25 protein-coding genes are annotated in these 25908 nt (G+C 44.3%); 22 read left to right on the top strand and 3 right to left on the bottom strand.

Going from position 1 to position 25908, the window contains the following annotated elements; all coding sequences use genetic code 11:
• The 5 genes from K0H63_RS12690 to K0H63_RS12670 all read left to right on the top strand — a co-directional run bounded on the left by K0H63_RS12690 (window position 1) and on the right by K0H63_RS12670 (window position 3222).
• Window positions 1-420, top strand: coding sequence for a membrane anchored protein in chemotaxis locus (locus K0H63_RS12690; protein WP_434086766.1), 420 nt, complete (start codon window positions 1-3; stop codon window positions 418-420).
• Between the two features lie 22 nt (window positions 421-442).
• On the top strand, window positions 443-1234 hold the full coding sequence (locus K0H63_RS12685) for a ParA family protein (protein ID WP_220064991.1): 792 nt from the start codon (window positions 443-445) through the stop codon (window positions 1232-1234).
• Complete coding sequence (locus K0H63_RS12680) at window positions 1218-2246, top strand: chemotaxis protein CheW (RefSeq protein ID WP_220064990.1); 1029 nt, start codon at window positions 1218-1220, stop codon at window positions 2244-2246. Before K0H63_RS12685 ends, K0H63_RS12680 begins: the two co-directional genes overlap by 17 nt.
• A gap of 7 nt (window positions 2247-2253) precedes the next feature.
• Window positions 2254-2748: a chemotaxis protein CheW gene (locus K0H63_RS12675; RefSeq protein ID WP_011760385.1), complete on the top strand. Its 495-nt coding sequence runs from the start codon at window positions 2254-2256 to the stop codon at window positions 2746-2748.
• A 69-nt stretch (window positions 2749-2817) separates the two neighbouring features.
• The gene (locus tag K0H63_RS12670; RefSeq protein WP_220064989.1) at window positions 2818-3222 is read left to right on the top strand and encodes a DUF2802 domain-containing protein; all 405 of its coding nucleotides are present in this window, start codon (window positions 2818-2820) and stop codon (window positions 3220-3222) included.
• Between the two features lie 103 nt (window positions 3223-3325).
• On the opposite strand, the gene K0H63_RS12665 is transcribed toward K0H63_RS12670, so the two are convergent.
• Entirely contained in the window at window positions 3326-3628 is a 303-nt protein-coding gene (locus K0H63_RS12665) for an EscU/YscU/HrcU family type III secretion system export apparatus switch protein (protein ID WP_011760383.1), read from the bottom strand.
• A 2-nt stretch (window positions 3629-3630) separates the two neighbouring features.
• Window positions 3631-5307, bottom strand: coding sequence for a hypothetical protein (locus K0H63_RS12660; RefSeq protein ID WP_220064988.1), 1677 nt, complete (start codon window positions 5305-5307; stop codon window positions 3631-3633).
• Between the two features lie 472 nt (window positions 5308-5779).
• Here K0H63_RS12660 and K0H63_RS12655 point away from each other — a divergent pair, with 472 nt between their 5' ends.
• Both K0H63_RS12655 and K0H63_RS12650 read left to right on the top strand, forming a co-directional pair.
• Window positions 5780-6544, top strand: a complete 765-nt coding sequence (locus tag K0H63_RS12655; RefSeq protein ID WP_220064987.1) for an MlaA family lipoprotein — start codon at window positions 5780-5782, stop codon at window positions 6542-6544.
• 69 nt (window positions 6545-6613) lie between these two features.
• The gene (locus K0H63_RS12650) at window positions 6614-7717 is read left to right on the top strand and encodes a response regulator (protein ID WP_220064986.1); all 1104 of its coding nucleotides are present in this window, start codon (window positions 6614-6616) and stop codon (window positions 7715-7717) included.
• Between the two features lie 322 nt (window positions 7718-8039).
• Here K0H63_RS12650 and K0H63_RS12645 read toward each other — a convergent pair whose 3' ends face one another.
• Complete coding sequence (locus K0H63_RS12645; protein WP_220064985.1) at window positions 8040-9512, bottom strand: peptide MFS transporter; 1473 nt, start codon at window positions 9510-9512, stop codon at window positions 8040-8042.
• A 425-nt stretch (window positions 9513-9937) separates the two neighbouring features.
• Between K0H63_RS12645 and rfaH the strand changes: the two genes are divergently transcribed.
• The 15 genes from rfaH (at window position 9938) to K0H63_RS12570 (ending at window position 25896) form a co-directional block, all read left to right on the top strand.
• Window positions 9938-10441: a transcription/translation regulatory transformer protein RfaH gene (gene rfaH / locus K0H63_RS12640; RefSeq protein WP_220064984.1), complete on the top strand. Its 504-nt coding sequence runs from the start codon at window positions 9938-9940 to the stop codon at window positions 10439-10441.
• A 901-nt stretch (window positions 10442-11342) separates the two neighbouring features.
• Complete coding sequence (locus tag K0H63_RS12635; RefSeq protein WP_220064983.1) at window positions 11343-13826, top strand: SLBB domain-containing protein; 2484 nt, start codon at window positions 11343-11345, stop codon at window positions 13824-13826.
• A 120-nt stretch (window positions 13827-13946) separates the two neighbouring features.
• A complete protein-coding gene (locus K0H63_RS12630) occupies window positions 13947-14342 on the top strand; it encodes a four helix bundle protein (protein WP_220064982.1) in 396 nt (131 codons plus the stop codon).
• 126 nt (window positions 14343-14468) lie between these two features.
• Window positions 14469-15455 (top strand): Wzz/FepE/Etk N-terminal domain-containing protein, encoded by a 987-nt coding sequence (locus K0H63_RS12625; protein ID WP_220064981.1) that lies wholly within the window; start codon window positions 14469-14471, stop codon window positions 15453-15455.
• 109 nt (window positions 15456-15564) lie between these two features.
• Window positions 15565-16611 (top strand): UDP-N-acetylglucosamine--undecaprenyl-phosphate N-acetylglucosaminephosphotransferase, encoded by a 1047-nt coding sequence (gene wecA / locus K0H63_RS12620; RefSeq protein WP_220067899.1) that lies wholly within the window; start codon window positions 15565-15567, stop codon window positions 16609-16611.
• 108 nt (window positions 16612-16719) lie between these two features.
• Window positions 16720-17565 carry an SMP-30/gluconolactonase/LRE family protein gene (locus tag K0H63_RS12615; protein WP_220064980.1) on the top strand — a complete coding sequence of 282 codons (846 nt, stop codon included), beginning with the start codon at window positions 16720-16722 and terminating at the stop codon, window positions 17563-17565.
• The gene (locus K0H63_RS12610) at window positions 17555-18475 is read left to right on the top strand and encodes a glycosyltransferase family 2 protein (protein WP_220064979.1); all 921 of its coding nucleotides are present in this window, start codon (window positions 17555-17557) and stop codon (window positions 18473-18475) included. Before K0H63_RS12615 ends, K0H63_RS12610 begins: the two co-directional genes overlap by 11 nt.
• Before the next feature lie 25 nt (window positions 18476-18500).
• Entirely contained in the window at window positions 18501-19193 is a 693-nt protein-coding gene (locus K0H63_RS12605; RefSeq protein WP_220064978.1) for an acylneuraminate cytidylyltransferase family protein, read from the top strand.
• 4 nt (window positions 19194-19197) lie between these two features.
• Window positions 19198-20136, top strand: coding sequence for a phosphoglycerate dehydrogenase (locus K0H63_RS12600; RefSeq protein ID WP_220064977.1), 939 nt, complete (start codon window positions 19198-19200; stop codon window positions 20134-20136).
• 8 nt (window positions 20137-20144) lie between these two features.
• Window positions 20145-20912, top strand: coding sequence for an SDR family NAD(P)-dependent oxidoreductase (locus K0H63_RS12595; protein WP_220064976.1), 768 nt, complete (start codon window positions 20145-20147; stop codon window positions 20910-20912).
• Window positions 20909-21664 carry a hypothetical protein gene (locus tag K0H63_RS12590; protein ID WP_220064975.1) on the top strand — a complete coding sequence of 252 codons (756 nt, stop codon included), beginning with the start codon at window positions 20909-20911 and terminating at the stop codon, window positions 21662-21664. Before K0H63_RS12595 ends, K0H63_RS12590 begins: the two co-directional genes overlap by 4 nt.
• A 110-nt stretch (window positions 21665-21774) precedes the next feature.
• A complete protein-coding gene (locus K0H63_RS12585) occupies window positions 21775-23046 on the top strand; it encodes an oligosaccharide flippase family protein (protein ID WP_220064974.1) in 1272 nt (423 codons plus the stop codon).
• Between the two features lie 12 nt (window positions 23047-23058).
• Window positions 23059-24234, top strand: a complete 1176-nt coding sequence (locus K0H63_RS12580; RefSeq protein ID WP_220064973.1) for a hypothetical protein — start codon at window positions 23059-23061, stop codon at window positions 24232-24234.
• On the top strand, window positions 24221-25084 hold the full coding sequence (locus K0H63_RS12575; RefSeq protein ID WP_220064972.1) for a glycosyltransferase: 864 nt from the start codon (window positions 24221-24223) through the stop codon (window positions 25082-25084). Before K0H63_RS12580 ends, K0H63_RS12575 begins: the two co-directional genes overlap by 14 nt.
• Window positions 25081-25896 (top strand): motility associated factor glycosyltransferase family protein, encoded by an 816-nt coding sequence (locus K0H63_RS12570; protein WP_220064971.1) that lies wholly within the window; start codon window positions 25081-25083, stop codon window positions 25894-25896. The genes K0H63_RS12575 and K0H63_RS12570 overlap by 4 nt, the downstream gene beginning before the upstream one ends.
• Window positions 25897-25908 lie beyond the last annotated feature (12 nt).

Here is a 25908-nt window from a genome sequence, read left to right as displayed (position 1 = left end):
ATGCGCCGTGATAGCTCTGGTGGAATGGCACTTGTCATTTTTTTGCTGGCGCTTTTCAGTGTGGTGATCACGGTGCTTTATTTCGATTTACGGGTAAAATACACCGAGCTGAAAGATAAAAATGCCGAACTCGCTGCAAGTCAGGTGCTGCTGATGGTACCAGACAGTCAGGCAGAAGCTCTGGCGCAATGGTTGGAGTCACATCCCCGCGAGACAGAGCGCTTACTAAAGCAGGTCGAGATCAAGGCTAATGGGGGGGATGGCGTCAAGGAGGACAGTACCCAAGGGGCTGAAAGCATACCCAGAAAGCTGGTGCCTGAAGTTATTTCAGAAAACAGCGATGGAGTGAAAGTTATCTCACTCCCAGATGGGGGCATCAGGGTAACAACCCGTGACGAAAAAACTGAAAAAAAACAATAAACGCTTACTGGGGGCCTGAGACGTGAACGTCTGGACCATTGCAAACCAAAAAGGTGGCGTGGGTAAAACCACAACCGTGGCAAGTTTGGCTGGCCTGCTGGCCAAGCAGGGTAAGCGCGTGCTGATGGTTGACACCGATCCCCATGCATCTTTGGGCTATTACCTTGGTATCGACTCTGAAGAGGTACCTGGGTCCCTGTATGATGTTTTCGTCGCCCATAAATCCCTCACTAAAGACCTTATCAGGCAACATACAGTGCCTACTCTGGTGGAAAATCTGGACTTGATCCCGGCAACCATGGCGTTGGCAACCCTCGATCGTGCGCTGGGGCATCAGGAAGGTATGGGGCTGGTGCTGCGCAATCTGCTCAAACTGATGGAAGACGACTACGATGTGGCACTGATTGACTGTCCACCGGTACTGGGCGTCCTTATGGTCAATGCGCTCGCAGCAAGCCAGCATATTGTGATACCGGTACAAACAGAGTTTCTGGCCATCAAGGGCCTTGACCGCATGATTAAGACTATGGAGTTGATGGGTCGCTCCAAACATACCCGATATAGCTATACCGTTGTTCCAACTATGTATGACAGGCGCACCAAGGCATCGCCGGCGGCGCTGGACGCTCTGGCTCAGCAATACGGTGATACCCTGTGGCCTGATGTTATTCCGGTCGACACCAAGTTCCGCGATGCCAGTTTGGCGCATCTACCCGCGTCACATTACGCAGCAGGTAGCCGTGGTATTAAAGCTTATGAACGTTTACTGACTTTTTTGATGGCCGGAGAATTTGACCATGTCAAAGTCAGTTGACGAAACCGTTGTTGATTTTTTCCGTTTGCTGCTGAGTGAAGATGCTCAGGCTGGTGATAAATCCTATGTGGTACCCAATGTCGCTGGCAACGCATTTACCGATGCCGGGGCTCCTGGGCGGGAGGCTCTGCCCGGCTCGGCATATGGCGAGCTGGCATCAGCGCCTTCGATACCTCAACCAGTAAAGACTGAGCCTCAGATCGCAAAATCCGAGTCAGCACAATCACCAAGGCTTGCCCCAAGCCGGGATCCGCTGGATAAGGCCTCGTTGGAAAAGCTGCTGGCGCCGGTGTTTGATGTTAAACCGGTTGAACAGCCCGCAGTTGCGCAACCTGCTATCGAACAAAAGTCTGCCTTGGTTGAATCAACCCCTGTGGTTGCAGAGACTGTGGCCAAACCAAAGATTGCAGTAAAGCCGCAGGTTCAGGAAAAAGTAAAAGCTCAGGTGACGCTTGAAGCAGAACAACAAGCCATCCCGGCAGCACACGTGCAAACTGCTCCACAGACACAAACGGGAGCAACGCCACCGAGCATTACAAAAGACCTGCGTGAAGAGCTGGATGATGAGTTTCAGGTACTATTCTTTAAAGTAGCCGGATTAACCCTGGCTGTGCCCCTGGTCAGTTTGGGTGGGATAGTTAAGGTTGAGCGCATCAATCATATTTTCGGGCGCCCTGATTGGTTTCTGGGTGTGCAGACTCACAGAGAGTCGCAACTCAATCTGGTGGACACCTGCGCCTGGGTGATGCCGGAAAAATACAATGAAGAACTGGCGCAAAACGTAAATTATCAATATCTTGTATTATTGGAAGACAGTAATTGGGGCTTGGCCTGTGAATCTTTGGTTAACTCGGTACGGATTAAGCAGTCCCAAGTCAATTGGCGCACCACGGCGGGTAAACGCCCCTGGTTGGCCGGTGTAGTGAAAGAACAAATGTGTGGCATCTTGAATGTCAGGGCATTGATCCAAATGCTCAATGCAGGTTTAGGTTGTCAGGATCCTATTAGCTGAGGTACGTATGACAGACTCGAGAAATGTAGCGGCAGTGGCTGCCGGAAAGGATGATGCGGTATTACAGTGGGTGACCTTCAGACTGGATAACGAAACCTATGGCATCAATGTGATGCAGGTTCAGGAGGTGCTGCGTTATACCGAGATTGCCCCTGTACCTGGAGCCCCTCACTACGTTTTGGGTATTATCAACCTGCGTGGCAACGTGGTGACGGTTATCGATACCCGCTCACGTTTTGGGCTGCAGCCGGCTGAAGTCGATGACTCTACCCGAATTGTCATCATCGAAGCCGAAAAACAGGTTATCGGGATTTTGGTCGACAGTGTGGCAGAAGTGGTTTATCTGCGCCGCTCTGAAATAGACAATGCGCCAAACGTGGGTACCGAAGAGAGTGCCAAGTTTATTCAGGGCGTAAGTAACAGGGATAATGAACTGCTTATTCTGGTTGATTTGGACAAATTGCTGTCTGATGAAGAATGGGCCGAGCTTGCTCAGATTTAATTAGATACCAAGCCACAGGCCGCCAATGGCGGCCTGTGGCGTATCTGACTCAGGGAGTGGTATTGCTGCATGGTTGAAAATGGGTTTCTAATCGCAGCCTTGGTGTACGTTTTAGCTTGTTTGGCGCTGGTGCTGTATCTGCAAAAGCAGCTCGGGAAGCTTCGCACCAAGGTGGATGCGTTGTCGTTGCTGCTTAAAGAAACCGACAAGCAGCGAGAGGGTTTCAAGCGGGAATTACATGAGCTCAGAAGTGGCACCATAGGCGTGGGTAAGCGGGTGCTTGAGTTGGAAAAGCGCTTGGTCGCACAGGATGCCAGAATCGATGAAACCCGTGAGCAGGACCCACAAGCCAGGCTGTATACCCGGGCGATGAAAATGGTCTCACTGGGTGCCGGTATCGAAGAGTTGATGCACGAATGCGAGCTGCCAAGGGCCGAAGCAGAGTTGTTGCTGCGCCTTCACGGCAAGGGGTAGTCAACCTCAGTTGCGGATGTTCACAGTCAGAGATGTTTTGTAGCACATGACCTTAGCTTCGATGTACAAGACATAAAAAAAGCTGCCTTTGGCAGCTTTTTTATTACACGGAAGTCTTTATCTTGTTGTGCATGTTTGCCCATTCTTCCGGGTAGCGACCATCCAACATGTACACAAACGACAGCAGTTCAGCGATGAGCACATAAAGCTCCTTCGGGATGCTTTCATTGAGTTCCATCATGGTCAGAAAATTGGCCAGTGCAGGGTCTTCGTGAATGTGGATGCCACATTCGCGGGCGAGGGCAATAATCTCCTCTGCGAGTAAGGCCTCGCCTTTGGCAGTTACCTTAGGGGCGCCATTACCGTCGTAACTTAAGGCTACCGCTATCTTGTCTTGCTTATTCATTCTCAGGCCCTTAAATCCACGGCAAAGGATTTGCCGGGCAGCAAACTGCCGGGCACGGTATCGTGGCGACAGGAAAGTATTGTGGTGCCAAAGCCCAATGATTGCAGATGTGCCTGCAGCACCGGGAGATAATTTCCTACACGGCTGTTGAGTTTCTCCTGACTGCAGACAAGCTGTACATTCAGCGCGCTCGGAGTGCGTTTAGCGTCGACCAGCAGTTCTGCATCATTCAATGAAAACTTAAGCTTGAGACGCCAACTATCTGCGTTGTCTTCCTGCTCCTGGCTGGCTTGGCGTTGCCAGTGGCCTTCCAATTGCCGCTGCTTTTCCCCCAAAAGGTAAGGGAGGCAGAAGAACCACCCGTCCCTTGGATTACTGGCCTCTGCATATTCACGCCTTACCTGCGCAAGTTGCATCAACGAGTCAAGGGTGTCGTCATCGGCGAGTGTCATGGCGTCCACCAGGCTCACCCCAGTTCCCTTGGCCGCTACATTGAGCCATTGCGTCATCAGTGGGGTAAGTGAGTGCTCGCGTTTAAGGGCCGCGCCACCAAGCAGCAACTGAAACACCATGGCCAGGGGTTGGTGCAATACCGCATCAGCAACGGCTCCCTGGCGGGCCAAAAGCTGGTTTCCGTTCGAAGCAGCGACGGCCTCCTGTATCGCCATGCCGCCCATTAACATGTTCACCGGCAGTGGTTTTAACAGGGCGAGTAAACGACGCGCCGCGTCTGGCGTTGTGGTTTGAGGCGTTTCTTCAATGTCTGCTAATTTTACCGGGGGAAGCGCGCCGGTTTTATCGAGATGCATTAAAAGCCTTTTCTCTGCAGCAAGGTGAGTGCCTACTTGCGCTTTACGCTCCGGCTCACCGATTATCTCGGCCGTGGCCTTTTGAAGAAGTGCAGACTCGCTGTGAACAGCCTTACCTGACTGAGAGTTAGGTGCCTTTACCTGTATCTGCTTATCCGCCTGCGCCTTATCCGCACTATCTGCCATTTTGCTGCTAAGGGTGGCCGTAAGCTGATTTTTGGCCTCAGTAACAGAAGATCCTGGAAACTTTTCGGGCTTGTCAGGGGCAGAAAGTGTGTTGGGCGCACTGGATTTGCTTGTCGCTAACGGAATTTCTGTTTTGATGTTGCGTTGGCCGCTCTCATCCGATGGCGTTGGTGCCGGCATGGCGGGTTTGTTTGCGTTTTCTGTGCTGCCGGTATGGATGTGATTGACCGTTTGCCCGGTGAGCTTTCTTTGCAGCGAGTTCAGAATAGCTTCTGGCGTTACGGGGGCCATTAAGCGATTTTGGGTCACAGGCGCTGCATTGCCACCGATGGCCTCGAGGCTGACTTTCGCTTCGGCCTTAATCGGGTCGAGCATGAGTTTAAGCTCTCCTTCCTTTAAGACGATTCTTACTCTCATCAGGTCAGGCTGTGGCGGTTTAAGCAAGGGTAAGGGCAACTGAAAGCCGCCTTTAAAGCTCAAATTCCCGTTGGTATATCTGGCGTCTCCCAACAGGTAACCACCTGGAGCTTTGGTTAGAGTCAGCAACTTCTCTGTATCAATGCCAAGGCGGCGAATCTGTTCTGCCAAGGCGCCAGGGAAGGGGAGCTGAATGCTTGGGGCGAGGGCGACCAGGGTCGCGACGGTGAGAGACGAAACGGCCGCCTGCTGGGGCACTCTCAACATCAGTGTTTGTGCCGAAAATTGGGACAGGTCAACCGGCGGTTTTATGAGATAGCTGGTATTTGCGATGGTGAGTATCGCAGCGCCCTGTGTCTGACTCAGTCTGACAGGCAGCAAGCTTGTTTCAGCCCCTGTGCTCGAATTGCTGGTCAGTATTGATGTGAGTGCGCTGATTTGAGTCATGTTATAGCTCGGGTGCAAGTGAGTCTCATCGAGGTCCTGAATTGGCGGTGCTTTGCTATGTGAGAAGACTGGATACTGAGTACATCACTTCATAGCGGCTCGATATTTAGCGTTGGAACAAAGTATAAGTTGCCTGCATACACCAACTTACACAATTTATCGATTGATCTTATTGTGGGGAAAAGTATGCTTAGCCGTCAAAGTAGCAGACGTGGTTCAGAGTGTTATGCTTTATTATCGTCAGCCACGGCGCTTTCTAAAGCCGATTTAGGCCTTTTGTATAGAGAGAGTTATGAAGTTGAAATGGATTGCCTTGCCATTCATGTTGTTGGCAGGCTTGGCTCAGGCAGAGCAGGACAATTCGGTCTCAGAGAAGCAGGTTGAAGTTGTTTACAACGATCCCCGCGACCCTTTCGAAGGGTTTAACCGCGCCATGTGGGATCTTAACTACAACGTGCTGGACCGCTACATCTATCGTCCCGTCGCCCACACCTACAAAGATTATGTGCCCAGTCCGGTAAAGTCGGGGCTGCATAATTTTGTCCGCAATCTTGAAGAGCCCAATGCCTTGGTGAATAACACACTTCAGGGAAAATTTGGTTGGGCGGCCAACGCCGGCGGACGTTTTGTGGTGAACTCCACCATAGGTCTGCTCGGGGTCGTTGATGTGGCAGACATGATGGGCATGCATCGGAAACAGGATGATTTTAACGAGGTTTTGGGTTACTACGGTGTGCCCAACGGTCCTTACTTTATGGCACCATTTTTTGGCCCCTATGTTACCCGTGAACTCGCGAGTGATTGGGTCGATGGACTATACTTTCCATTGTCAGAGCTGACGATGTGGCAGTCTGTGGTCAAATGGGGCATCAAAAGCCTGCATGTGCGGACAGAAGCCATCGACCAGGAACGATTGCTCGACAATGCTCTGGATCCCTACACCTTTGTAAAAGATGCATATTTACAGCACATGGACTACAAGGTGTATGATGGCAATGTACCATCAAATCAAGAAGATGATGAGCTTCTTGATGAATATATGCAGGAGCTAGAATAGCCGTCCTCAAGGGATAACTCCGCTAGAGAGTCCCCCTCCTATGCGCTATCTGCTCCCTGAGGGAAGTATATGGCGCTAAAAGATGTATCTGTGTTGTTGGTTGAAGACGATCCTGTGTTTCGCAGGGTCGTCGCGTCATTTTTGGACAGCCGTGGCGCTTTGGTGACCGAAGCCGACGACGGTGTTCAGGGCCTGGATTGCTTTAAACGACAAAACTTTGATGTAGTGCTGGCCGACCTGAGTATGCCCAATCTGGGCGGACTCGACATGCTGCGGGAAATGTATCGTCTTGATCCCGCCATGCCTTCCATTGTGATTTCCGGAAATAACGTGATGGCCGATGTGGTCGAGGCGCTCAGAATTGGGGCTTCAGACTATTTGGTGAAGCCGGTTGCTGACTTATACATTATCGAGCAGTCAATTCGCCAAAGTCTTGGCAGCATGGGGGCGCAGAGCTCGGAACTACAGGATATGGATGAGCTCTCCCGGGTTGAACTGGAAGAGAACCTGCGTCTACTTGAGCAAAATACTGAGGCCGCCAAGCACATTCAAAAAGAGCTGTTTCCCGCTTCACAGGTGCTTTATCCCAAAGTCAGAATCGATTACAGCCTGTATAAAAATGATGGGATCAGCGCGTTTTTTATCGATTCCACCATGGCAGACAGCGACCACCTTATTCTCTATATGGCGCACTTTCATCCGGAAGACAATCGCGCTGCCTTCGCCAGTGTACTGCTGAGAAGCTTTGTTAATCATAAATTGAAGGCCTACCGCAATGGCGTGAGCACCACTGTGGTTGAGCCCTTTAATATGCTCAGCTACCTGAATGAGCGCATTGTAAAGTCTGGGCTTGAAATCACCGTGGACATTGTTTACCTGAGTGTTGAGCTTAAACATTACCGCGCGTCTGTGTCCCAGGCGGGGCACGGGCTTCGCTGTTATCTTCGAAACGATAAAGGCCTTACACCACTGGCCTTACCCGATGCGCTCCAGCTTGGTCTCCTTGATTGGGGAAAGCCCAGCAGCCAGTTCCGCTCCTTATTGCCCGGTGAGAAACTCTGCATCGCCACCTCAGATCCCTCCCACAAGCAAATGTTGCTGGACGACAGGTTTGATGGCCTTGTTTGTAGTGATGGGGTACTTGCCGGGGGCTATGTGCAGGCGAGTTTCTAGAACGCGACTTCGTGGCTATAGAACGCTGCTTCGCAGCCACAGAGCGCTCGCAACGCGGGCTGCGTGTCTCCAGGGCGCGCGGACACGCTGCTTCTAGAATCTAGAATCTAGAAGGGCGAAGCCCGCTCTGCTGTTCCTGTAAGCGAAGCGCTCTGCTTTCTGTTATCGAGCGTTCGGTAGTGAGCCTGCGAATGTTCGGTTTCCGGAAAACAATAAAGCCCGCATAGCGGGCTTTATTGTTTCTAGAACCTAGAACTTAGAAGTCGCAAAGCGACGCTCTAGAAGCGAAGCGCTCTGCATGTCGTGAAACGCTTCGTTGTTATCAGCTGCGCTTCATCGCTTCATGCTCGCCGGTAACGGCGATTTCTTCTTCCAGGGCTTCTTCTTCGGTGTGGTGCACTTTGCTTTCGGCGCCATGCATCCAATCAACCAGTTTGTCAGCCATAAAGTACAGGATCACACCTGAAATGGCAGCGGTGATGGCGATACCGGCAAAAATAGACATGGCATTGGCCAGCTGTTCTTCTTTCTCACCACCGTGACCGATAAAGGAACCCACAACACCACCAATCTTGTTGGCAGCGGCGATGAAGAGGAACCAGGCACCCATCATCAGAGATACGATACGCAGGGGAGCAAGCTTGGTCACCATAGACAGACCAATTGGAGACAAGCACAGTTCACCCATGGTGTGGAAGAAGTAGGCACCAACCAGCCACCACATGCTGGACTTGGCAGTTGGGTCACCACCCATTTCAACCACGGCACCAATCATAAACAGGAAACCGATGGCCAGCAGAACCAGGCCGAGCGCAAATTTTACAGGTGAGTTTGGCTCACGGTCGCCAAGGCGCACCCAAATAGAGGCAACCACAGGGGCAAAAATTACGATAAACATGGCGTTAAGTGACTGGAACCAGGTAGTGGGTACTTCCCAGCTGCCAATCATGCGGTCGGTAAAATCGTTGGTAAACAGGTTCATCAGGCCGCCGGCCTGTTCAAAGCCTGCCCAGAATACGATGGTGAAGAGACCCATCACCATGATCACTTTGATACGGTCGCGCTCAACTTTGGTTAGCGGTTCTTTACGTACCTGACCACGGGCCTCGTCTTTTTGCTTCTCAAGCTTGGCAGCAGGCACTGTACCGATGTTGCCCAGCAACTTTTGTGCAAACAGGAATTGGATGATGAGTGACAGCACCATACCGATACCGGCACAAACAAAGCCAGCCTGGAAGTTACCATCATAGGCGCTGACCACAGAGCCAACGATGATACCCGACAGGAAGGCACCTACGTTGATACCCATGTAGAAGATGGTGAACGCGCCGTCGCGGCGATGGTCGCCCTCGGCATACAGGTCACCCACCATGGTAGAAATGTTGGGCTTGAACAGGCCGTTACCGAGGATAAGGACGCCCAGACCCAGATAGAATACTTCGGTCTCCATGCCCTGAACCCAGGCGTGGGGAGTACCCAGAATAAATTGGCCGGCCGCCATCAGGGTGCCGCCAATCATGATGGCTTTACGTTGACCAAGGAAATTATCGGCTAACCAGCCACCCAGCAGCGGGGTGAGGTACACCAGGCCGGTAAAAGTACCGTACAGAGAAATTGCATCGGCCTGGCTCCAACCTAAGCCATGACCGCCCTCACTTTGTACTCTGTCAACCAGATACAGCACCAAAATGGCACGCATGGCGTAATAACTGAATCGTTCCCACAGTTCCGTTGTGAACAGCAGAAACAGCCCCTTTGGATGCCCGAGCATCGTACCCTGGGAATTTTCGCTCATTAAGTCTTCCACCTTAAGCTTGTGATTGCACGTAAAGCAGCGGCCCTACGAAACATAAAATGTGACATTCCTGACGGCATAATTAACAGTAAGCATCTGTTAGTAAATGTTTTTTACAACTTGTTGCAGGAGCGTCTATACGTCGTTTTTATAATAAACCCCTAATGTAACAGGGTTATGCCCTAAAAAGGCCTCCTTTATATACCCTTTAGCCTACCGCAAAGTCAATTTTGAGGTGATTCGAGCTGTTTAGATTCCCTCCCCGTAAAGCCCCATATCCGGGAGGCAAGGTGTGATTTGATTGATCTAGAGCTGTTACTCGATGTATCAATCGATGCTACAAATAATCGTTCAAATCGGCGCACGATTAGGGTAAGCTTCTTGGCCGTGAATAGGACGTCACCCAACCGTAATAGAGACATTAGATGAAGGCTTGGTATCTCATTTACTGTAAGCCCCGCAACGAAGTGCGGGCACAGCAGAATCTCTCCATGCAGAACCTCGAAACCTACCTGCCAAAATATCGAAAGCAGGTAAAATCGAGCGGAGGAACTGTATCTGTCTCTGAATCAGTGCTTTTTCCAAATTATTTGTTTGTTCTGTTTGATCCCGAAGTCACCAGCGTAAGAAGCATACACGCAACCCGCGGTGTTTCTCGCATTGTTGGATGCAGCGAACAAATGACTCCCATCGATGATGCGTTAATTCGTGCCCTCAAGCGTAAAGAATTGCAGGTCGAAAAGCTTGCCAGCGAAAGGCCATTGGTAGCGGGCGAGCGGGTAAAGTTTTGTGCAGGTCCCTTTTCTGACCTCGAAGCCATCTTCCTCGAATCGGATGGTAACAAGCGCTGTCAGGTGCTGTTTGAGTTTATGGGGCAGCAAAAGCAGCTCGACGTTGAGCCTTCAAGTATCGTTCGTATATGTGCGTGATCCCCCTCAAAGGTTGTAAGATTTTTGCCATAGAGTGACTGTTACACTCTGTGGTGGAGTCATTTTGTTGACTGATAAATATGTTTTAAAGCAGTTATTTACTTGAATACAGTGTAAATCGGCAGTTTGTTGACTGTTCAAGCATAAGCAAAACCATTGAATTTAAGAGAGTTTGCTGCATTTTTGGGCTGGGGCAGGCAGCAACTTCGGGTACACTCCCCAAGCTGTTGCTTATAGTCAGCTGGATGCGCTCAACATTGAGTGTTCAAATCAGTTTTATGGCAAACAGTGACGAGTTTTAAATAACTCACTGAAAAATATGGAACTCGTTAATCGAGGGGCACGTTGGAAGCCAAAATCCATGGGCGGTAGCGTGCCTGAAGGGCAACGGACAGAACAGTTTCTGTCCGTTAGCGAACGCCGAAGCCCCTCAGGGGCGCCACGCGGACGGTAGCGTGCCTTAACCCCACTTACGTGGCGAAGAGCGCAGCAAAAGGCGCTGCTTCTAGGGCGCCCGCAAAGCGGGCTTCTAGGGCGCCCGCAAAGCGGGCTTCTAGGACGACACTTCGTGTCTCTAGAGCGCAGCGTAAACGCTGCTGCTAGAACCTTGAACCTTGAACCTTGAACCTTGAACCTTGAACCTAGAACCTAGAACCTAGAACCTAGAACCTAGAACCTAGAACCTAGAACCTAGAACCTAGAACCTAGAACCTAGAACCTAGAACCTAGAACCTAGAACCTAGAACCTAGAATCGAAGCGCTGTTCTTTCTGCTTTTTCAGTAGCTCAGCGTTCGGTAGTGAGCGTGCGAGCGTTCGGTTTTCCTGGAACCTAGTTCCTGAAAGTCGCGCAGCGACGCTCAGCTTTGTTTTACATTCAATCACCTTTTACGGAGACATCTGGTGTTACAACAACTAAAACAATTCTTGATTGCCGGTGTGGGTGCACTGGTTTTGGTTGGGGGCCCTGTTGCAGCAATTACGCCGTCGCCGCAAATGATTGAACAGTTCAAAAATCTGCCCAAAGCGGAGCAGGAACGTATTGCACGGCAATATGGCATCGACCCGAGCATGCTTTCTGGCCAAGCCACCCAACCGACGATTACAAATCCTGAAGTTGTTGCACCGCGAAGCACAGGTTCGATTACCGAAGTCGTTAACCAAAGCGAGACTGACGCCTTTAATCAGGCCACCAAAACCGAATCTCAGATTGAGGCCCGCGAAGAAGACCTTGAAAAGCAGCTCAAGCGCTTCGGGTACGACATGTTCGCAGGTGAGCCCTCTACTTTTGCTCCTGTGTCTGACGTACCCGTACCCGCCGAATACATGATGGGGCCGGGCGATGTGCTGAATGTGCAGCTTTATGGCAAAGAGAATAAAAATTTCAGCCTGACCGTTGGCCGTGATGGCCTGGTGCAATTCCCCGATTTGGGGCCCATCTCCTTAGTAGGGATGAGCTTCTCAGAAGCCAAAAACTTCCTCACCGACAAAATCGCACAATCCATGATTGGCATTCAGGCCAACATCACCATGGGCGAGCTGCGCTCCATCCGCATTTTTGTGGCAGGTGATGCCTATCGCCCCGGGTCTTATACCGTCTCCAGCCTCTCTACTATCACTCAGGCGCTTTTTGTGTCTGGCGGCATAAATGAAATTGGCTCTTTGCGTAATATTCAGCTCAAGCGCGCTGGCCGCACCGTGGGCACCTTCGATTTATACGACTTATTGCTCTCCGGCGATGCCTCAAAAGATTTGCGCCTGCAATCAGGTGACGTGGTGTTTATTCCGTCAGTAGGTGGGCTGGTGAGTGTAACGGGAGAGGTTCGCCGCCCAGCCATATATGAAATCAAAGCTAATGACACCATGGCCGATGTACTTAACATGGCCAGCGGTGCCAAACCGGGCGCCTATCCAGAAGCCAGTACCATTGAGCGTTTCAGCAAAGATGTAAAAACCGTAATTAATGTGGATTTAACTCAGTCTTCTGGCCTCAGTGTTAAGGCCAAAGCAGGGGACTTGGTGAGAGTAAAATCAACATCCACCCGTATCGATAATGCAATAACCCTGGTGGGCGCAGTCGTTCGACCAGGCAAATATCAGTACCGCAATGGCATGCGCCTTCGCGATATGCTGCCGTCAATCTGGGGCGATTTAACCCTGAATGCCGATCTGGATTACGGCTTGCTGGTACGTGAGATTAACCAGCGTGGTGATGTAAAGGTAATTCAGGTTTCTGTGGGCAAAGCCATCAGTGGTGATGAAACTGCCAATATTGCTTTGCAGCCTCGTGACACCCTGATGGTATTTGATTATGCCGACAGAGAGACACTTCTAGAGCCTGTTATTACCCAACTGCGTCAGCAAAGCCGCTTTGGTGATGCGATAAAACTGGCCGACATTAACGGCAGTGTGCGTTTCCCCGGTAAGTATCCGATTACAGAAGGCGCCACCATTAAAGATTTGCTTGTGGCCGCTGGCGGCCTTAAGGAAGGCGCTTATACGCTTTCGGCTGAACTGACCCGTCAGAACATCTCTGAGCAAACCGGCGTAACCGTAAGCCATCAACAGCTGAGTTTGCAGGATGTTTTGCTGGACATTCCTTCTGCCAATATCGCCCTGCAAAGCCGTGATGTGTTAACCGTGCGCGACTTACCCGACTGGCAGGACACCCGTTGGGTAACCATTAAAGGTGAAGTACGGTTCCCCGGTACCTACAGTATTCAACGTGGCGAAACCCTTAAGCACGTACTTAGCCGTGCCGGTGGTCTGAGTGAGGATGCGGCACCACGCAGTGCTGTGTTCTTGCGTGAATCGGTAAAGCAAAAAGAAAAGACTGAGCTGTTAAAGTTATCCGACGAACTGCGCCGTGAAATTGCAGCCAAGGCGCTTACCAAGGATACCCCCACAGTGGGCTATGCCGATGCCCAAAGCATGCTTAAAGAGCTTGAAAATGTTGAGGTGCTGGGCCGTTTGGTGGTGGACATCAACGCCATTCAGCTTGGCATAGACGAAGCCGACCTCAAGCTTGAAGACGGCGATGCCCTTTATATCCCGGCGCAAAACCAAACCGTATCAGTAATGGGGCAGGTACAGCACCCCAGCACCCACAGATATAAAAAGGGCTTTACCTTTGACCAGTATCTCGAGCTTGCCGGTGGGCCCCGTAAACGCGCCGATGACGACCGCGCTTACATTCTCCGCGCCGATGGCTCTGTCGCCATGCCCGGAAGCTCTTATTGGTTTAGCAGCAACGAAGAGATGCAACCAGGTGATACCATCGTTATGCCGCTGGATACCGAGTACAAAGACAACCTGACACTGTGGAGCCAGGTAACGCAGATCATCTACAACACCGCCGTAGCAGTGGCAACGATCAGCGGGCTGTAACTCGAAGGCCAGAGCGCCCGCAAAGCGGGCGTCTGAACGCCCTTCGGCCTACAGAACGCAACTGCGTTGCTACAGTGACGATAAATCGTAGATGTTCATTTCGTTATTCCAAGGATGGATATGAAATTTAAATCGTTAGAGGTGTGGCAGCTGAGCTATCAGCTTGCCATTACCACTTACCGAGAAACTAGTGGCCTAAAGGATTGGGGCTTTAAGGACCAAATTACCGGCTGTGCATTGTCAATTCCTTCTAATATTGCCGAGGGGATTGAAAGGCAAGGCCCGAAAGAGCAAATACAGTTTCTCTTCATTGCCAAAGGGTCTTTGGCCGAGTTCATAACTCAGGCCATGATTGGAAGAGACATAGGCTATCTGAATGACAGTACTGTTGATGATTTGCTGGATGATGCACAGACGATTTCCGCAATGTTAGGCGGGCTGATATACAGCATAAGTAACAGGTGTAAACCTAAGGCTGCAAAAGGTAAACCTAAGACCGCAAGCAGTAAATCGTAGGCCGGAAACGGTTTAATTTTCTTTTTCTGTAGCGAAGCGTTCCGTAGTGTAACGACTGTAGTCGTGGAACGTTCCTTAACAACGTGTTCCGTAGAGAATCGTTCAACTTTCCATACATAAAAGCTAATGACTACTCAAATTACTCATAACCCACATAGTTCTACATCAAATGCGGATGCCGACTTCCCCCGCTCACGACCGTTGGAAAGTTCCGATGAAATCGATTTGCGAGAGCTCTTCTCTGTCATCTGGCAAGGCAAATGGCTCATCATCGCTATTACCGCCGTTTTTGCCATTGGATCGGTGATTTTTGCCATCATGCAGCCAAATATATATAAAGCCGAAGCACTATTGGCACCAGCTGACGCAGATGGCAGTAGCGGTGGTCTTGCTGCCTTGGCATCCCAGTTCGGAGGCCTCGCCAGTATGGCGGGCATAAATTTGGGCGGCGGCAGTGGCACAGATAAAACCCAGCTCGCCATTGAAGTACTAAAGTCGCGCCAATTTGTGGGTGAGTTCATTGAAAAACACCAAATACTGCCTGAGCTGATGGCAGTAGACAAATGGCACATGGCGGATAACAGCTTAAGTTTTGACCCAGAACTCTATAACGCACAGACCAAAACCTGGGTCCGCGAGGTGAAGGCGCCATTTAAGCCTGAACCATCATTATTGGAATCGCACAAAGAGTTTTTAAAAATCCTGGCTGTAAGCAAAGACAAAGAAAGCGGCATGGTTAAGCTTGCTGTCCAGCACCAATCGCCGTTTGTTGCAAAACAGTGGGTAGACTGGCTAGTAGCCGACATCAATCGCGTGATGAAAGAGCGCGATGTGTCAGAGGCCATGCGCAGCACCGAGTTTTTGAATAAACAGATAGAACTTACTAACGTGGCTGATATACGAGCCATTTTATACAAGCTGGTAGAAGAACAGGCGAAAACCATCATGTTTGCTGAAGTCCGTGATGAATATGTGTTTAAAACTCTGGACCCAGCATTGGTACCTGAAGAGAAGGCAAAACCAAAGCGTGCTTTGATTTGTGTGCTTGGAACGATGCTGGGGGGCATGCTCGCGATCATGATCGTGTTGTTCAGACATTTTGTGAGAAAGTAAATTTAGCGTGGCTGTAATGGGTGCTAGAACCTAGAACCTAAAACCTAGAACCTAGAACCTGGAATATTTTGGATTGATTCATGAAGTTTAGTCTGGAAGGGGTGAAATGATGGATTATGTTATCCCACTTTTGGCAACATTCGGTATTTCCTTTGTTGCCATTAAATTGATAAAGCCTTTGGCGGTAAAGGCGGGGCTCGTTGATCTACCTAATGAGCGTAAATTGCACGTTGGAGCTATCCCTCTCATTGGGGGTATCTCAATATTTATTGGCGTGTTGATGGCTTCTATGTTTTTTATTCAGCAAAGCCAAATATTTAATATTTACCTCATATCGTCTGCTCTAATTTTGTTTCTAGGCGTATTGGATGATAGATACGACCTGTCTGTCAAGCTTCGAATGACGTCTCAAGTACTAGTAGCTTCTTTGATGATATTTGGAGCAGGTTTTTACCTTAAAACTCTTGGTCATATTGTTGGTCCAATCGAGGTTCTGCTTGGTCCTTTAGGTGCTTTGGTTACGATAGTCGCTGTTATAGGTGCAATCAATGCGTTTAACATGGTTGATGGTATCGATGGTCTCGCGGGTATGTTAAGTTTGGTCACCTTTTCTGGATTGGCATTTCTACTTAGTCGTGTGAATAATGACTGGTATTTATTGCCAATATTATTTATTGCGGCTTTATTAGCATACTTGATGTTTAATCTTAGTTGGCCTAAAAACTTCGGCAAAATTTTTATGGGCGATGCTGGCAGTATGTTAATTGGCTTAACCGTAGTGTGGCTTTTGGTAATTGGTTCAAGCCAAGACGTTCAAGCATTTCGCCCAGTAACGGCTTTGTACCTGATAGCCATTCCTCTTATGGATATGGCTGCAATAATGTATCGCCGAATTCGTAAGGGAGTTTCGCCCTTCAAAGCAGATAGAGATCATCTTCATCATATTTTTGAACGTGCTGGTTTTAACCGTAAGCAAACATTGCTTATTATAACAGTTATTTCAGCATTTATTACAATCATAGGTTGCCTGGCCGAAGTCTATATGGTTTCAGAGTCATTAATGTTTTTTGGCTTTATGATAATGTTTACCATCTACAGTTGGATTTTAATGCATGTTTGGCAGGTTGTAAGTTGGATTAGATTAAGGCTGAGTTAAAACTTTTTAGTGCCAATGTTAAAGCGGTATTATTGGTTACTAGGTTTAATTAGTTCAATCATCATTACCTAATTAAATAAACTATATTTATCGTTGAAAGTAAATTTTATGGAAATTAAAGCGCTGCTTGCTCCTGAATGTGAACTAGGTGAAGGGATTTTTCTAGATAACCAAAGACAAATGTTGTATTGGGTTGATATTTTAAAAGGCAGTTTGTATCAATTTAGTATTCTAGAGCAAAGCCTTATTAATGTTTTTATAATCGATGGGTACCCGAGTTGTATATTTTCGGTATCCGAAGACTCGCTTATATATGCTGATAAAAGTGGCCTTAAGGAATTAAAGTTATCAAATGGTAGTGTAAAGTGCTTAAGTCCGCATATAGACCACTGTGCGCATACGCACAGAGCAAATGATGGAGTGAAATTGGCTGATGGTAGCTTAGTTTATGGAACAATGGCATATAATCCTGAAAGTACTATTGGGAAGATATATCATTCGACACCAGAAAATTCCGTAGTCGTGCATAATTTAGACTTTCATATTCCAAATACATTTGTTCAAATGGGCGAGTCTTTATTAATCTCTGATTCATTTACTAAGAAAATTTATGAGCTTAGTTTGGTTAAAGACGAAAAACGACAAGAGCTTCTTAGACTGTGGAAGGACTTTTCCAAAAAAGACTTTACACCCGATGGAGGGTGCTTATCTGCTAGAGGGTTTATACATATTGCTTTATGGGACGGTGCCGGGGTACTTGTTCTCGACAGTGTTGGCAATGTGGTGAAACAGATATCGTTGCCAGTACTTAGACCAACAAACTGTGTTATACATGAGAATCGATGGCTATATGTTTCTAGCGCTCGTGAAAACATGACCCTTGAACAGTTAAAACAATACCCTCTCTCTGGAAAAACGTTAGTTGTTGATTTGGGAAGTGATTATGAGTATTAAACCGCTTGTAAGCATCGTGATCAGAACCTTAAATGAGGAAAAGCATTTAGTAGAGCTACTGGAATCAATAAAAAATCAAGATAAATCTGAATTTGAAATTGAAACTGTAATAATCGACTCAGGTTCAACCGATCACACTTTAGAAATAGCTGATAGCTATGGTTGTAAAATAACACACATCAAAAAAGAAGATTTTACGTTTGGTAAATCATTGAATGATGGATGCGATTTTGCAAGCGGAGACTATTTTGCTTTTATAAGTGGACATTGTATTCCTACGGACAGATATTGGATTAAAAACCTTGTTACTCCTCTCTTAGATACTTGTAGTTATACATATGGGAGGCAGTTAGGGCGTGATACTACTAAATTTAGTGAGAGACAGTTATTCGATAAATACTTCCCAGGGCAATCACGTATCCCTCAAGTAGGTTTTTTCTGTAACAATGCTAACGCCGCTATACGAAAAGATGCTTGGTTGGCGCATAGATTCAACGAAGAACTCACAGGATGTGAGGACATGTACCTAGCAAAATTGCTAGTCGATAACGGAAAAAAAATAGGGTACGTGTCAGAGGCTTCTGTTTATCATATACACGATGAAACTTGGTCAAAAATTAAAATTAGGTATGAAAGAGAAGCCGTAGCATTACAACAAATAATGCCACAAGTTCAAATAAGTTTTTTTGATATGATTAGTTACATATTGGTTGGTATTGCAAAAGACATCAAAAAAGCTATAACTGAAAAAATATTTTTTCAAGAGATTAAATCGATATTTGCTTTTAGAGTGGCTCAATATTATGGTGCTTATGTTGGAAACAAAATGCATAGAAAGCTATCGCAAAGCATGAAGTATAAATATTTTTACCCGCGAGTAACAGATATGGATGTATCTGAGGATATTTAGTTTTAAGTAAAAGGTTATCGCTAATATGAGAATTGTTGCTTTATTGCCCATGAAGGCTAATAGCACGAGAGTGCCAGGAAAAAATTTCAAAGATTTTTGTGGTAAACCGCTGTTTAAATGGATTTTAGATACTCTACTTAGTATTGAAGAGATCGATGAAGTTGTTATAAATACAGATGCTAGAGAAATTCTTTTAAAAAATGGTTTGATTGAGTCAGAACGCGTATCAATTCGGCAAAGAAAACCTAGTATTTGTGGTGATAACGTTTCAATGAACAGAGTTTTACAAGATGATGTTGAAAATGTTGAAGCTGATATTTATCTAATGACGCATACTACAAATCCATTAATCTCCAAAGATACGATAAGGCAAGCGTTAACCAAATATATTTCTGAGTTGGCATCAGGAAACGCAGATTCCTTATTTACAGTAAATAAAATTCAAACGAGATTTTATAATGAATCCTGTCAACCTATTAATCATGATCCAGAAAACTTAATACCTACTCAGGATCTTGAACCATGGTATGAAGAAAATTCAAATTTATACCTATTCAATCGCCAGAGTTTTGCTTCAACAAAAGCGAGAATAGGTAAAAAGCCAACTATGATGGTTACACCTGCTCTCGAGTCGTCAGATATAGATACACCAGACGATTGGGACCGTGCGGTTGTTATGACACACTACATGTTTGAAAAGCAGATGATTAAGGTATAAGAAAATGAAAAGAATACTGGTAACTTGCCCACCAATGCTGGGCTTGTTGGATGAGTTTATGGAGCCTGCTAAGCAGCAAGGATTAGAGTTAGTAGCAGCTAAAACTACTCAAGTTTTAACAGAAGAAGAGTTAATTCAATTGTTACCTGAGTATGATGGTTGGATTATTGGGGACGATCCAGCAACAAAAAGAGTCTTTCAAGCTGCAGTTGGCGGAAAATTAAAGGCTGCAGTTAAATGGGGTATCGGAGTTGATAATGTTGATTTTTCAGCATGCCATGAACTAAACATCCCCATAACAAATACACCAAATATGTTTGGTGGTGAAGTAGCTGATCTTGCCATGTGTTATTTACTCTCTTTGGCAAGACAAACGCACTTTATTGACAGGGAAATAAGAAGTAATTTTAGTTGGCCAAAACCTGCAGGAATGAGTATATCAGGAAAACATATAGGTGTTATTGGTTTTGGAGATATTGGTAGAAACCTTACAAAACGTTTATCAGGTTTTGATGTTTCTGCAACTGTCTACGATCCTGGTGTAGAGGGTAATGGGGGATTTAGCTTTGTGGAAAGGAAAGTCTTTCCTGATGGAGTTGATAGATGTGACTTCCTAATTTTCACATGCTCTTTAAATGAACATAATTATCACATGTTAGACGCTGATGTTATATCTTCTATGAAAAAGGGAGCCATGGTGATAAATGTTGCACGAGGCCCTTTGATTGATGAAGCCGCTTTAATTCACGCGCTTCAAACTGGTCACATCTCTGCTGCAGGGCTAGACGTATTTGAAGTTGAACCTTTAGCAAATAGTTCTGAACTGCGTAATATGCCACAATGTATTTTTGGTTCCCATAATGGTTCTAATACGCGAGAAGGTGTGCGACGTGCCACTTATAAAGCTATTGATGAAATGGCGAGCTTTCTAGCCAATAGATAAGGTGATCTATGGAAGAGTTAACACTTAAGAAATGGGTCTTAATTACTGGTGCGCTTGGCGGTATAGGGCAGGCGCTGGTCCAAGAGTTTTCCATAGCTAACTATAATGTAATTGCTACAGACGTAAGGGAAATTGGTGAGAATTTCGAACACTTGGACGATATAAAGTTCTTACAATCAGATCTTGATAAAATTGCTCAATGTGAGATTGCTGCAACATCATTTCACAGAAAAGTGCACGAATTGACCAATGGGCAGGGTATTAATGCATTAATTAATAATGCCGCAATTCAGATTGTCGAAAACTCTCAGACTCTTACCCGACAGCAGTGGAATAAGACATTAAACGTCAATCTATTAGCTCCTTTTTATCTGTCCCAGATTTTTGTTAATGAGCTTAGTAATAACAGTGGTTCTATTGTAAATATAAGTAGTATACATGCGACAAACTCAAAAAAGGATTTTGTTGCTTATGCTACTAGTAAAGCAGCTCTGAGTGCATTGACGCGAAATATGGTTTTAGACCTAGGTAGTAAAGTCCGGATAAATGCTATTGAGCCTGCAGCTATTGCAACTGAAATGCTCAAAGAAGGATTCTTAGGCAGGGAGGAGCAATATAGGCGTCTTGAAGAGTTTCATCCAATTGGACGAGTTGGAACGCCAAGCGAAGTAGCAAAGCTAGCTGTTTTTTTAAGCTCGGAGAGTGCAGGATTTGTTCAAGGCGCTTGTATTAGTGCAAGTGGTGGAATAAAGAGTTGTTTAAGTGATCCATCATGAATAAAGCGAAAATATTTCTTAAAAAAACTATACTAAGCATTTTTAACATTGTCTATAAAATCCAGTTGCTTAGATATAAGAAGAAGCGTAAAAAGGTTCTCCTATACACAGATTCAAGAGGCACGGAAATCGATAGTTTTTATAAACAACGGAACCCGTACTTTTCCTACATTAAATATCTAAAAAACTATGAGGTTGTTTATAAATTTTGCCCGCATAAGTTTACTAGTATTTTAGATTTCCTAGATTATTACAACAACAGTGATGAAGTTTTTGACTTTGTAATTTTACATTGTGGGATAGTAGATTTTGCTCCTCGACCATTGTCCTCCTACCATAGTATGTTAGAAACTAAATATTCATATTTGGTAAAGCGGAATTGGTTACAATACTTTTTAAACAGGGAGGATTTTTTATGTGACTATGAAGATGAGAAGACTCTTCAATTTATGACGCTGGAATTTTTAGAGAACAAAATAGTTCCCGAACTGCAAAAAATCAACGGGTTAATATATGTCGGAGTTAATAGAGTTTTAGAAAATTGGGACGGAAATTACTGGCGTAAAAGGCCGAGTTGTATCAATCAACAACTCGTTCAAGACCAGTTAATAATGAGTAAGGTGCCTATTAGCATTGATTTTTGTGATTGGTCTGATGACGACATAAAAAAATATACGGTTGATAATGTGCATTACAATGGACACGGATTGGAGCATATAGGCGAACAGTTGTACAGGATTTTGACTAAATGAAAAAATAAATTTTTAATTGCATTGCATTGCATATTGCATATTGCATATTGCATATTGCATATTGCATATTGCATATTGCATATTGCACATTGCACATTGCACACTTCCACGTGCATATCATTTTCAAAGTCATAAGTATAGAAGTCTTTTACGCAAACATGTTGGGAAACTTAATAAAATATGCGTTTAGTGAAGGGGTGGCCAAGTTAGCTCCTTTTTTTACTACGCTTTATGTAGCAAAATTTATTTCTGTTGAAAGTTTCGGTAAGTACAGCTTGGTCATTGTTGCTTATGAATTATTTTTCATATTGATATCTTTTAATATTCAAGCAACAACCAGGATTGATTATTTTAAATTAACTCGCGCTTCATTTCTAAATTCAAAGCGGCAACATCTTATTATTTGTTTTTTTTTGGCAATATTCATTTCGATTCTTTCGTCCGCCAGTAATGAATATGCTTATATACTTATATTATTAGTTTTTTCTTCTCTGACACGATGTATATCCGTTTTTCAGTTAGCAGTATATCAGTGTGAAAAAAGTGCTTCAAAGTATGTGATATCCAATTTGACCTTTACTATAAGCTTATCAGTTTTTACTCTGATTTTTGTCAATACAGGTTGTGAGTATCTCAGTTGGTTATATGGTTTACTATTAGCTAGTTTGTTTCAGTTAGTGGTTAGTTCTACTTTGTTTGGTTACGTTAGAACAGTGTTGTTTCTATCTTTTAATAGAGTTGACTTTAATTTAGACTCCTTTAAGTCAACTTTTGTAATCGCTTTGCTTTTTCTTCCTCAAGCTTTGGGTTGGTGGCTCAAGTTGGGGGCGGATCGTTGGGTTATTGAACAAGGATTAGGCGCTTCAATTTTGGGTGAATATTCACTTGCTTTTCAATTTGCATCAGTTTTGCTTATTGCTGCAACTGTTATTAACTTAGTATTAGTTCCCGAGCTAAATGTAAGTTTAAAAAATTGTAATATAAAAAGAATAAAAATTCTGATATCGTCAGCGATTTTATTTTTAGTTTTGCTATCATTCATAGTTAATTATGCAGGAGTTGAAGTTATTCGAAAGGTTTATGATTTTGAATATAAAAATAGCATTCAATACCTTGAGTTTCTTATCTTTCCGTTTCTTGTTCAGTCTTTTGTTCTTATTTTTAGTAATCTTTTATATTACCTAGGGAAAGGTGCTTTTATGGCTAAAATAATATTAGTGACGTTTACTCTTCAGATTGCTATCAATTATTTTTTTGTTGAATATTTTCACGTTAGCGGAATGATTTTAGTTTCTTTATTTGCTAATGTTATTGTGTTTATGCTAATAGTTGTTAAGTCTATAATAGAGTTAAAGCGAGAGCTTAAGAGCTATCTAATTTAAGCGAAGATGATTTTGAAAATCCTAAATTTAGAATTGCTAGCTTTTCAGATATTTATATTTGTTGTGGTTGTCTGTTATTCTTGGACGCCAATTGCGGTTTTTTGCATACCTGTTTTTATTATGATTGCCTTTGCAGCAACAAAATTAAAAATTTTAAACTATATATTATTATCATATGTAGTGTTAATTTTTTTGGTTATGTATACGCTAAATAATCAGATCATGTACGTCGAGTGGGCTAGAAATCTTTTATTTATACCTTTGATAGGAGTTTCCTACGTATTAGGTGATTGGTTAACAAGAAATAGTAAACTAATTAGGCCAGTTGCTATGTGCTTTTTTCTATCTTCGACTGTCGTAGTTTTATATACATTCTTGATTGCAGTACCTTCAGATTGGGCTTTGTTTCTTGGCGAGAGAAGGGGATATATGGCTAGAGAGTATTTGTTCTTTGGCCGATTTTTTGAGTTCTCTTTAGGTGTTACGCATTTAAATTTATATATTAACTTTTGCCTAGTGTTAATTGTCGCTGCCATGGTTAACTTTGGTGCTAAAAAAATATATTTTTTCGGACTATTTCTTTTTGTAATTTTAGGCTTGCTGACACAGTCACGATCTCCAGCATTATTTGCATTGATTATTCTATCTGGATATCTAATTTATCAGTTTAGCATTGCAAACAAAAAGACAAATTATTTGTTAATTCTTTTGTTTGTTATTTTTTCTATGGTTTTGTTATTATCACCAATTTTTATGTTTTCAGACATCTTTTCGTCTTCTAGATTTTCAGCGGAAGGTATGACCGATGTATCCAGGCTAATATTTTTTGCTAAAGGTTGGGAGCATATGACTTCAGAGCCATGGGGCAATTCCCTATTGTATACCGACCCCACAATGCCTTTGCTCAATTATCATAATACGTTCTTGTCTATTGGAAATCGTATAGCATTGTGTGCATTCTTTATCTTTCTGATTTTATTTTTATTTAGTGCTTTTCAAATCAACAACTTTAAAAATGTTAAGCTTAAAGCAACCTTGTTTCTTTTGCTGTATTTTTGTTTTCATAATTTTATGATTGAAGATGTAATTAAATTTGATGCCTTTGTTTTATTTGTATTTCTAGTTTTAGTTACATACGTTAGGCGGATGGCTTTTATGGAAAATAGGTTTGGAAATGCAATCAAATAAGAGATTTGTTCCTGTAGATATATTGACTGCCAACTACAACAATAATGACTATTTGGATGACTTTTTTGATAGCATTTATCAGTCATCTGTCTGGCCTACGCGCATTGTTTTTGTTGATGATAAGTCAACCGATAAATCTCTAGAGACTGTACGGCGATGGTTGTCTAGGTTACCGCAGATATTCATTGTGGAGCTTAGTTGCAACGTAGGATTTGCGCACGCTTTGAATGAAGGTTGTAAATATATTATATCTGAATACATAGCCAGGATTGATCCAGACGATATAATGGAGCAAGATCGATTAGAAGCACAATATGCGTATATGTCTGAGCATCATGTTGATGTCCTCGGTAGTAATGTAGCTTACTTTTTAAATGGTCAGCAGGATTCAATCAAACAATCGAAGTTTCCAATTGAGCACAATGATATTTTAGCTAGATATCATGAAGGCAATCATGGCGTATGTCATGGCGCAGTGATGTTTCGAAAAGTTTGTTTAGATACTGAACAATATAGGCAAGAATACGTACCAGCAGAAGAGTATGATATTTTTTCTAGACTCTTAAATAAAGGTTTTAAGTTTGGCAATTTAGGCAAAGTTCTAACTAGAGTTAGAATTCATGCTGGAAGCGTGTCAAATAACCTGCCTTATACAACCATAGAGAAGACATTTAGATTGAGGTACTTAATTTGGGGGAGAGAAACTAGTCGGCTTATAGTTTTTAAAGAGTATCTTGTTAGAAATAATTATCGAAAATATCTTTTTGAAAAAGGTATTAAACGTTATGTATTTTTGCTTATTGCGTCATTGCTTAAGCCTAAAGCTGTTATTAGAAGGTTTGTGAAGTGAAATTGAATAGAATTAAAGAATGTGCAAAGCACTTAATCCGCAATAACAAGTTTTTTTATGACTCTTACGATAAAGGTTTTTCACTTGGTTGTAGTAACTTCAGAAAATTGAAAGATAAATATAAAGGTGAGCGAGCATTTATTGTTGGTAACGGTCCGTCGCTCAATAAACACGATTTATCCTTGCTGAAAAATGAATATTCCTTTGCTGTAAATGGAATTTTTTACAAAACAGAGACTGAAGGTTTTAGGCCTACTTTTTATGTAGTTGAAGATCGTCATGTTATGTTAGATAATATAGATAAAATTAACGAGTTCGAAGCGCAATATAAATTTTTTCCAGTAGATTATAGAAGTAAGCTTAAAAACAAAAAGAACAGCTGGTTTTTCCGAATGGATAAAGGCTATTATCATAAGACGAGTCCATATTTCGCAATTCCTAGATTCTCATCAGATATGAATGATAAATTGTATTGCGGTCAAAGCGTAACAATGATTAATTTACAAATAGCATATTACTTGGGATTTAGTGAAATATATTTAATAGGAATGGACCACTCGTATCAGATTCCTAGCGATGCTGACGTTGCAGGTGAAGAGATAACGTCAAATTCAGATGATCCAAACCATTTTCATCCGGATTATTTTGGCAAAGGGAAAAAATGGCACGACCCTCATTTAGATCGTGTAGAGAGAACCTACGAATATTACAGGCTAGTTTTTGAGTCTCAAAATAGGAAAATCTACAATGCGACCGTCGGGGGGCAACTAGAAGTTTTTGATAGGGTTGACTATAAATCTCTTTTTAAGTAATGGAAGGCTATA

Origin of the sequence: Shewanella zhangzhouensis (genome assembly GCF_019457615.1) — a bacterium.
Lineage (GTDB): Bacteria > Pseudomonadota > Gammaproteobacteria > Enterobacterales > Shewanellaceae > Shewanella > Shewanella zhangzhouensis.
Note: the sequence above shows the minus strand (reverse complement) of the source record. Positions and strands in the feature narration are given on the sequence as shown.

Excerpts from the sequence above, each read along its gene's own strand:
- K0H63_RS12690 (WP_434086766.1), top strand. The coding sequence starts at position 1 with ATGCGCCGTGATAGCTCTGGTGGAATGGCACTTGTCATTTTTTTGCTG.
- K0H63_RS12680 (WP_220064990.1), top strand. The coding sequence starts at position 1,218 with ATGTCAAAGTCAGTTGACGAAACCGTTGTTGATTTTTTCCGTTTGCTG.
- K0H63_RS12675 (WP_011760385.1), top strand. The coding sequence starts at position 2,254 with ATGACAGACTCGAGAAATGTAGCGGCAGTGGCTGCCGGAAAGGATGAT.
- K0H63_RS12670 (WP_220064989.1), top strand. The coding sequence starts at position 2,818 with ATGGTTGAAAATGGGTTTCTAATCGCAGCCTTGGTGTACGTTTTAGCT.
- K0H63_RS12665 (WP_011760383.1), bottom strand. The coding sequence starts at position 3,628 with ATGAATAAGCAAGACAAGATAGCGGTAGCCTTAAGTTACGACGGTAAT.
- K0H63_RS12660 (WP_220064988.1), bottom strand. The coding sequence starts at position 5,307 with ATGTTGAGAGTGCCCCAGCAGGCGGCCGTTTCGTCTCTCACCGTCGCG.
- K0H63_RS12655 (WP_220064987.1), top strand. The coding sequence starts at position 5,780 with ATGAAGTTGAAATGGATTGCCTTGCCATTCATGTTGTTGGCAGGCTTG.
- K0H63_RS12650 (WP_220064986.1), top strand. The coding sequence starts at position 6,614 with ATGGCGCTAAAAGATGTATCTGTGTTGTTGGTTGAAGACGATCCTGTG.
- K0H63_RS12645 (WP_220064985.1), bottom strand. The coding sequence starts at position 9,512 with ATGAGCGAAAATTCCCAGGGTACGATGCTCGGGCATCCAAAGGGGCTG.
- rfaH (WP_220064984.1), top strand. The coding sequence starts at position 9,938 with ATGAAGGCTTGGTATCTCATTTACTGTAAGCCCCGCAACGAAGTGCGG.
- K0H63_RS12630 (WP_220064982.1), top strand. The coding sequence starts at position 13,947 with ATGAAATTTAAATCGTTAGAGGTGTGGCAGCTGAGCTATCAGCTTGCC.
- K0H63_RS12625 (WP_220064981.1), top strand. The coding sequence starts at position 14,469 with ATGACTACTCAAATTACTCATAACCCACATAGTTCTACATCAAATGCG.
- wecA (WP_220067899.1), top strand. The coding sequence starts at position 15,565 with ATGGATTATGTTATCCCACTTTTGGCAACATTCGGTATTTCCTTTGTT.
- K0H63_RS12615 (WP_220064980.1), top strand. The coding sequence starts at position 16,720 with ATGGAAATTAAAGCGCTGCTTGCTCCTGAATGTGAACTAGGTGAAGGG.
- K0H63_RS12610 (WP_220064979.1), top strand. The coding sequence starts at position 17,555 with ATGAGTATTAAACCGCTTGTAAGCATCGTGATCAGAACCTTAAATGAG.
- K0H63_RS12605 (WP_220064978.1), top strand. The coding sequence starts at position 18,501 with ATGAGAATTGTTGCTTTATTGCCCATGAAGGCTAATAGCACGAGAGTG.
- K0H63_RS12600 (WP_220064977.1), top strand. The coding sequence starts at position 19,198 with ATGAAAAGAATACTGGTAACTTGCCCACCAATGCTGGGCTTGTTGGAT.
- K0H63_RS12595 (WP_220064976.1), top strand. The coding sequence starts at position 20,145 with ATGGAAGAGTTAACACTTAAGAAATGGGTCTTAATTACTGGTGCGCTT.
- K0H63_RS12590 (WP_220064975.1), top strand. The coding sequence starts at position 20,909 with ATGAATAAAGCGAAAATATTTCTTAAAAAAACTATACTAAGCATTTTT.
- K0H63_RS12575 (WP_220064972.1), top strand. The coding sequence starts at position 24,221 with ATGCAATCAAATAAGAGATTTGTTCCTGTAGATATATTGACTGCCAAC.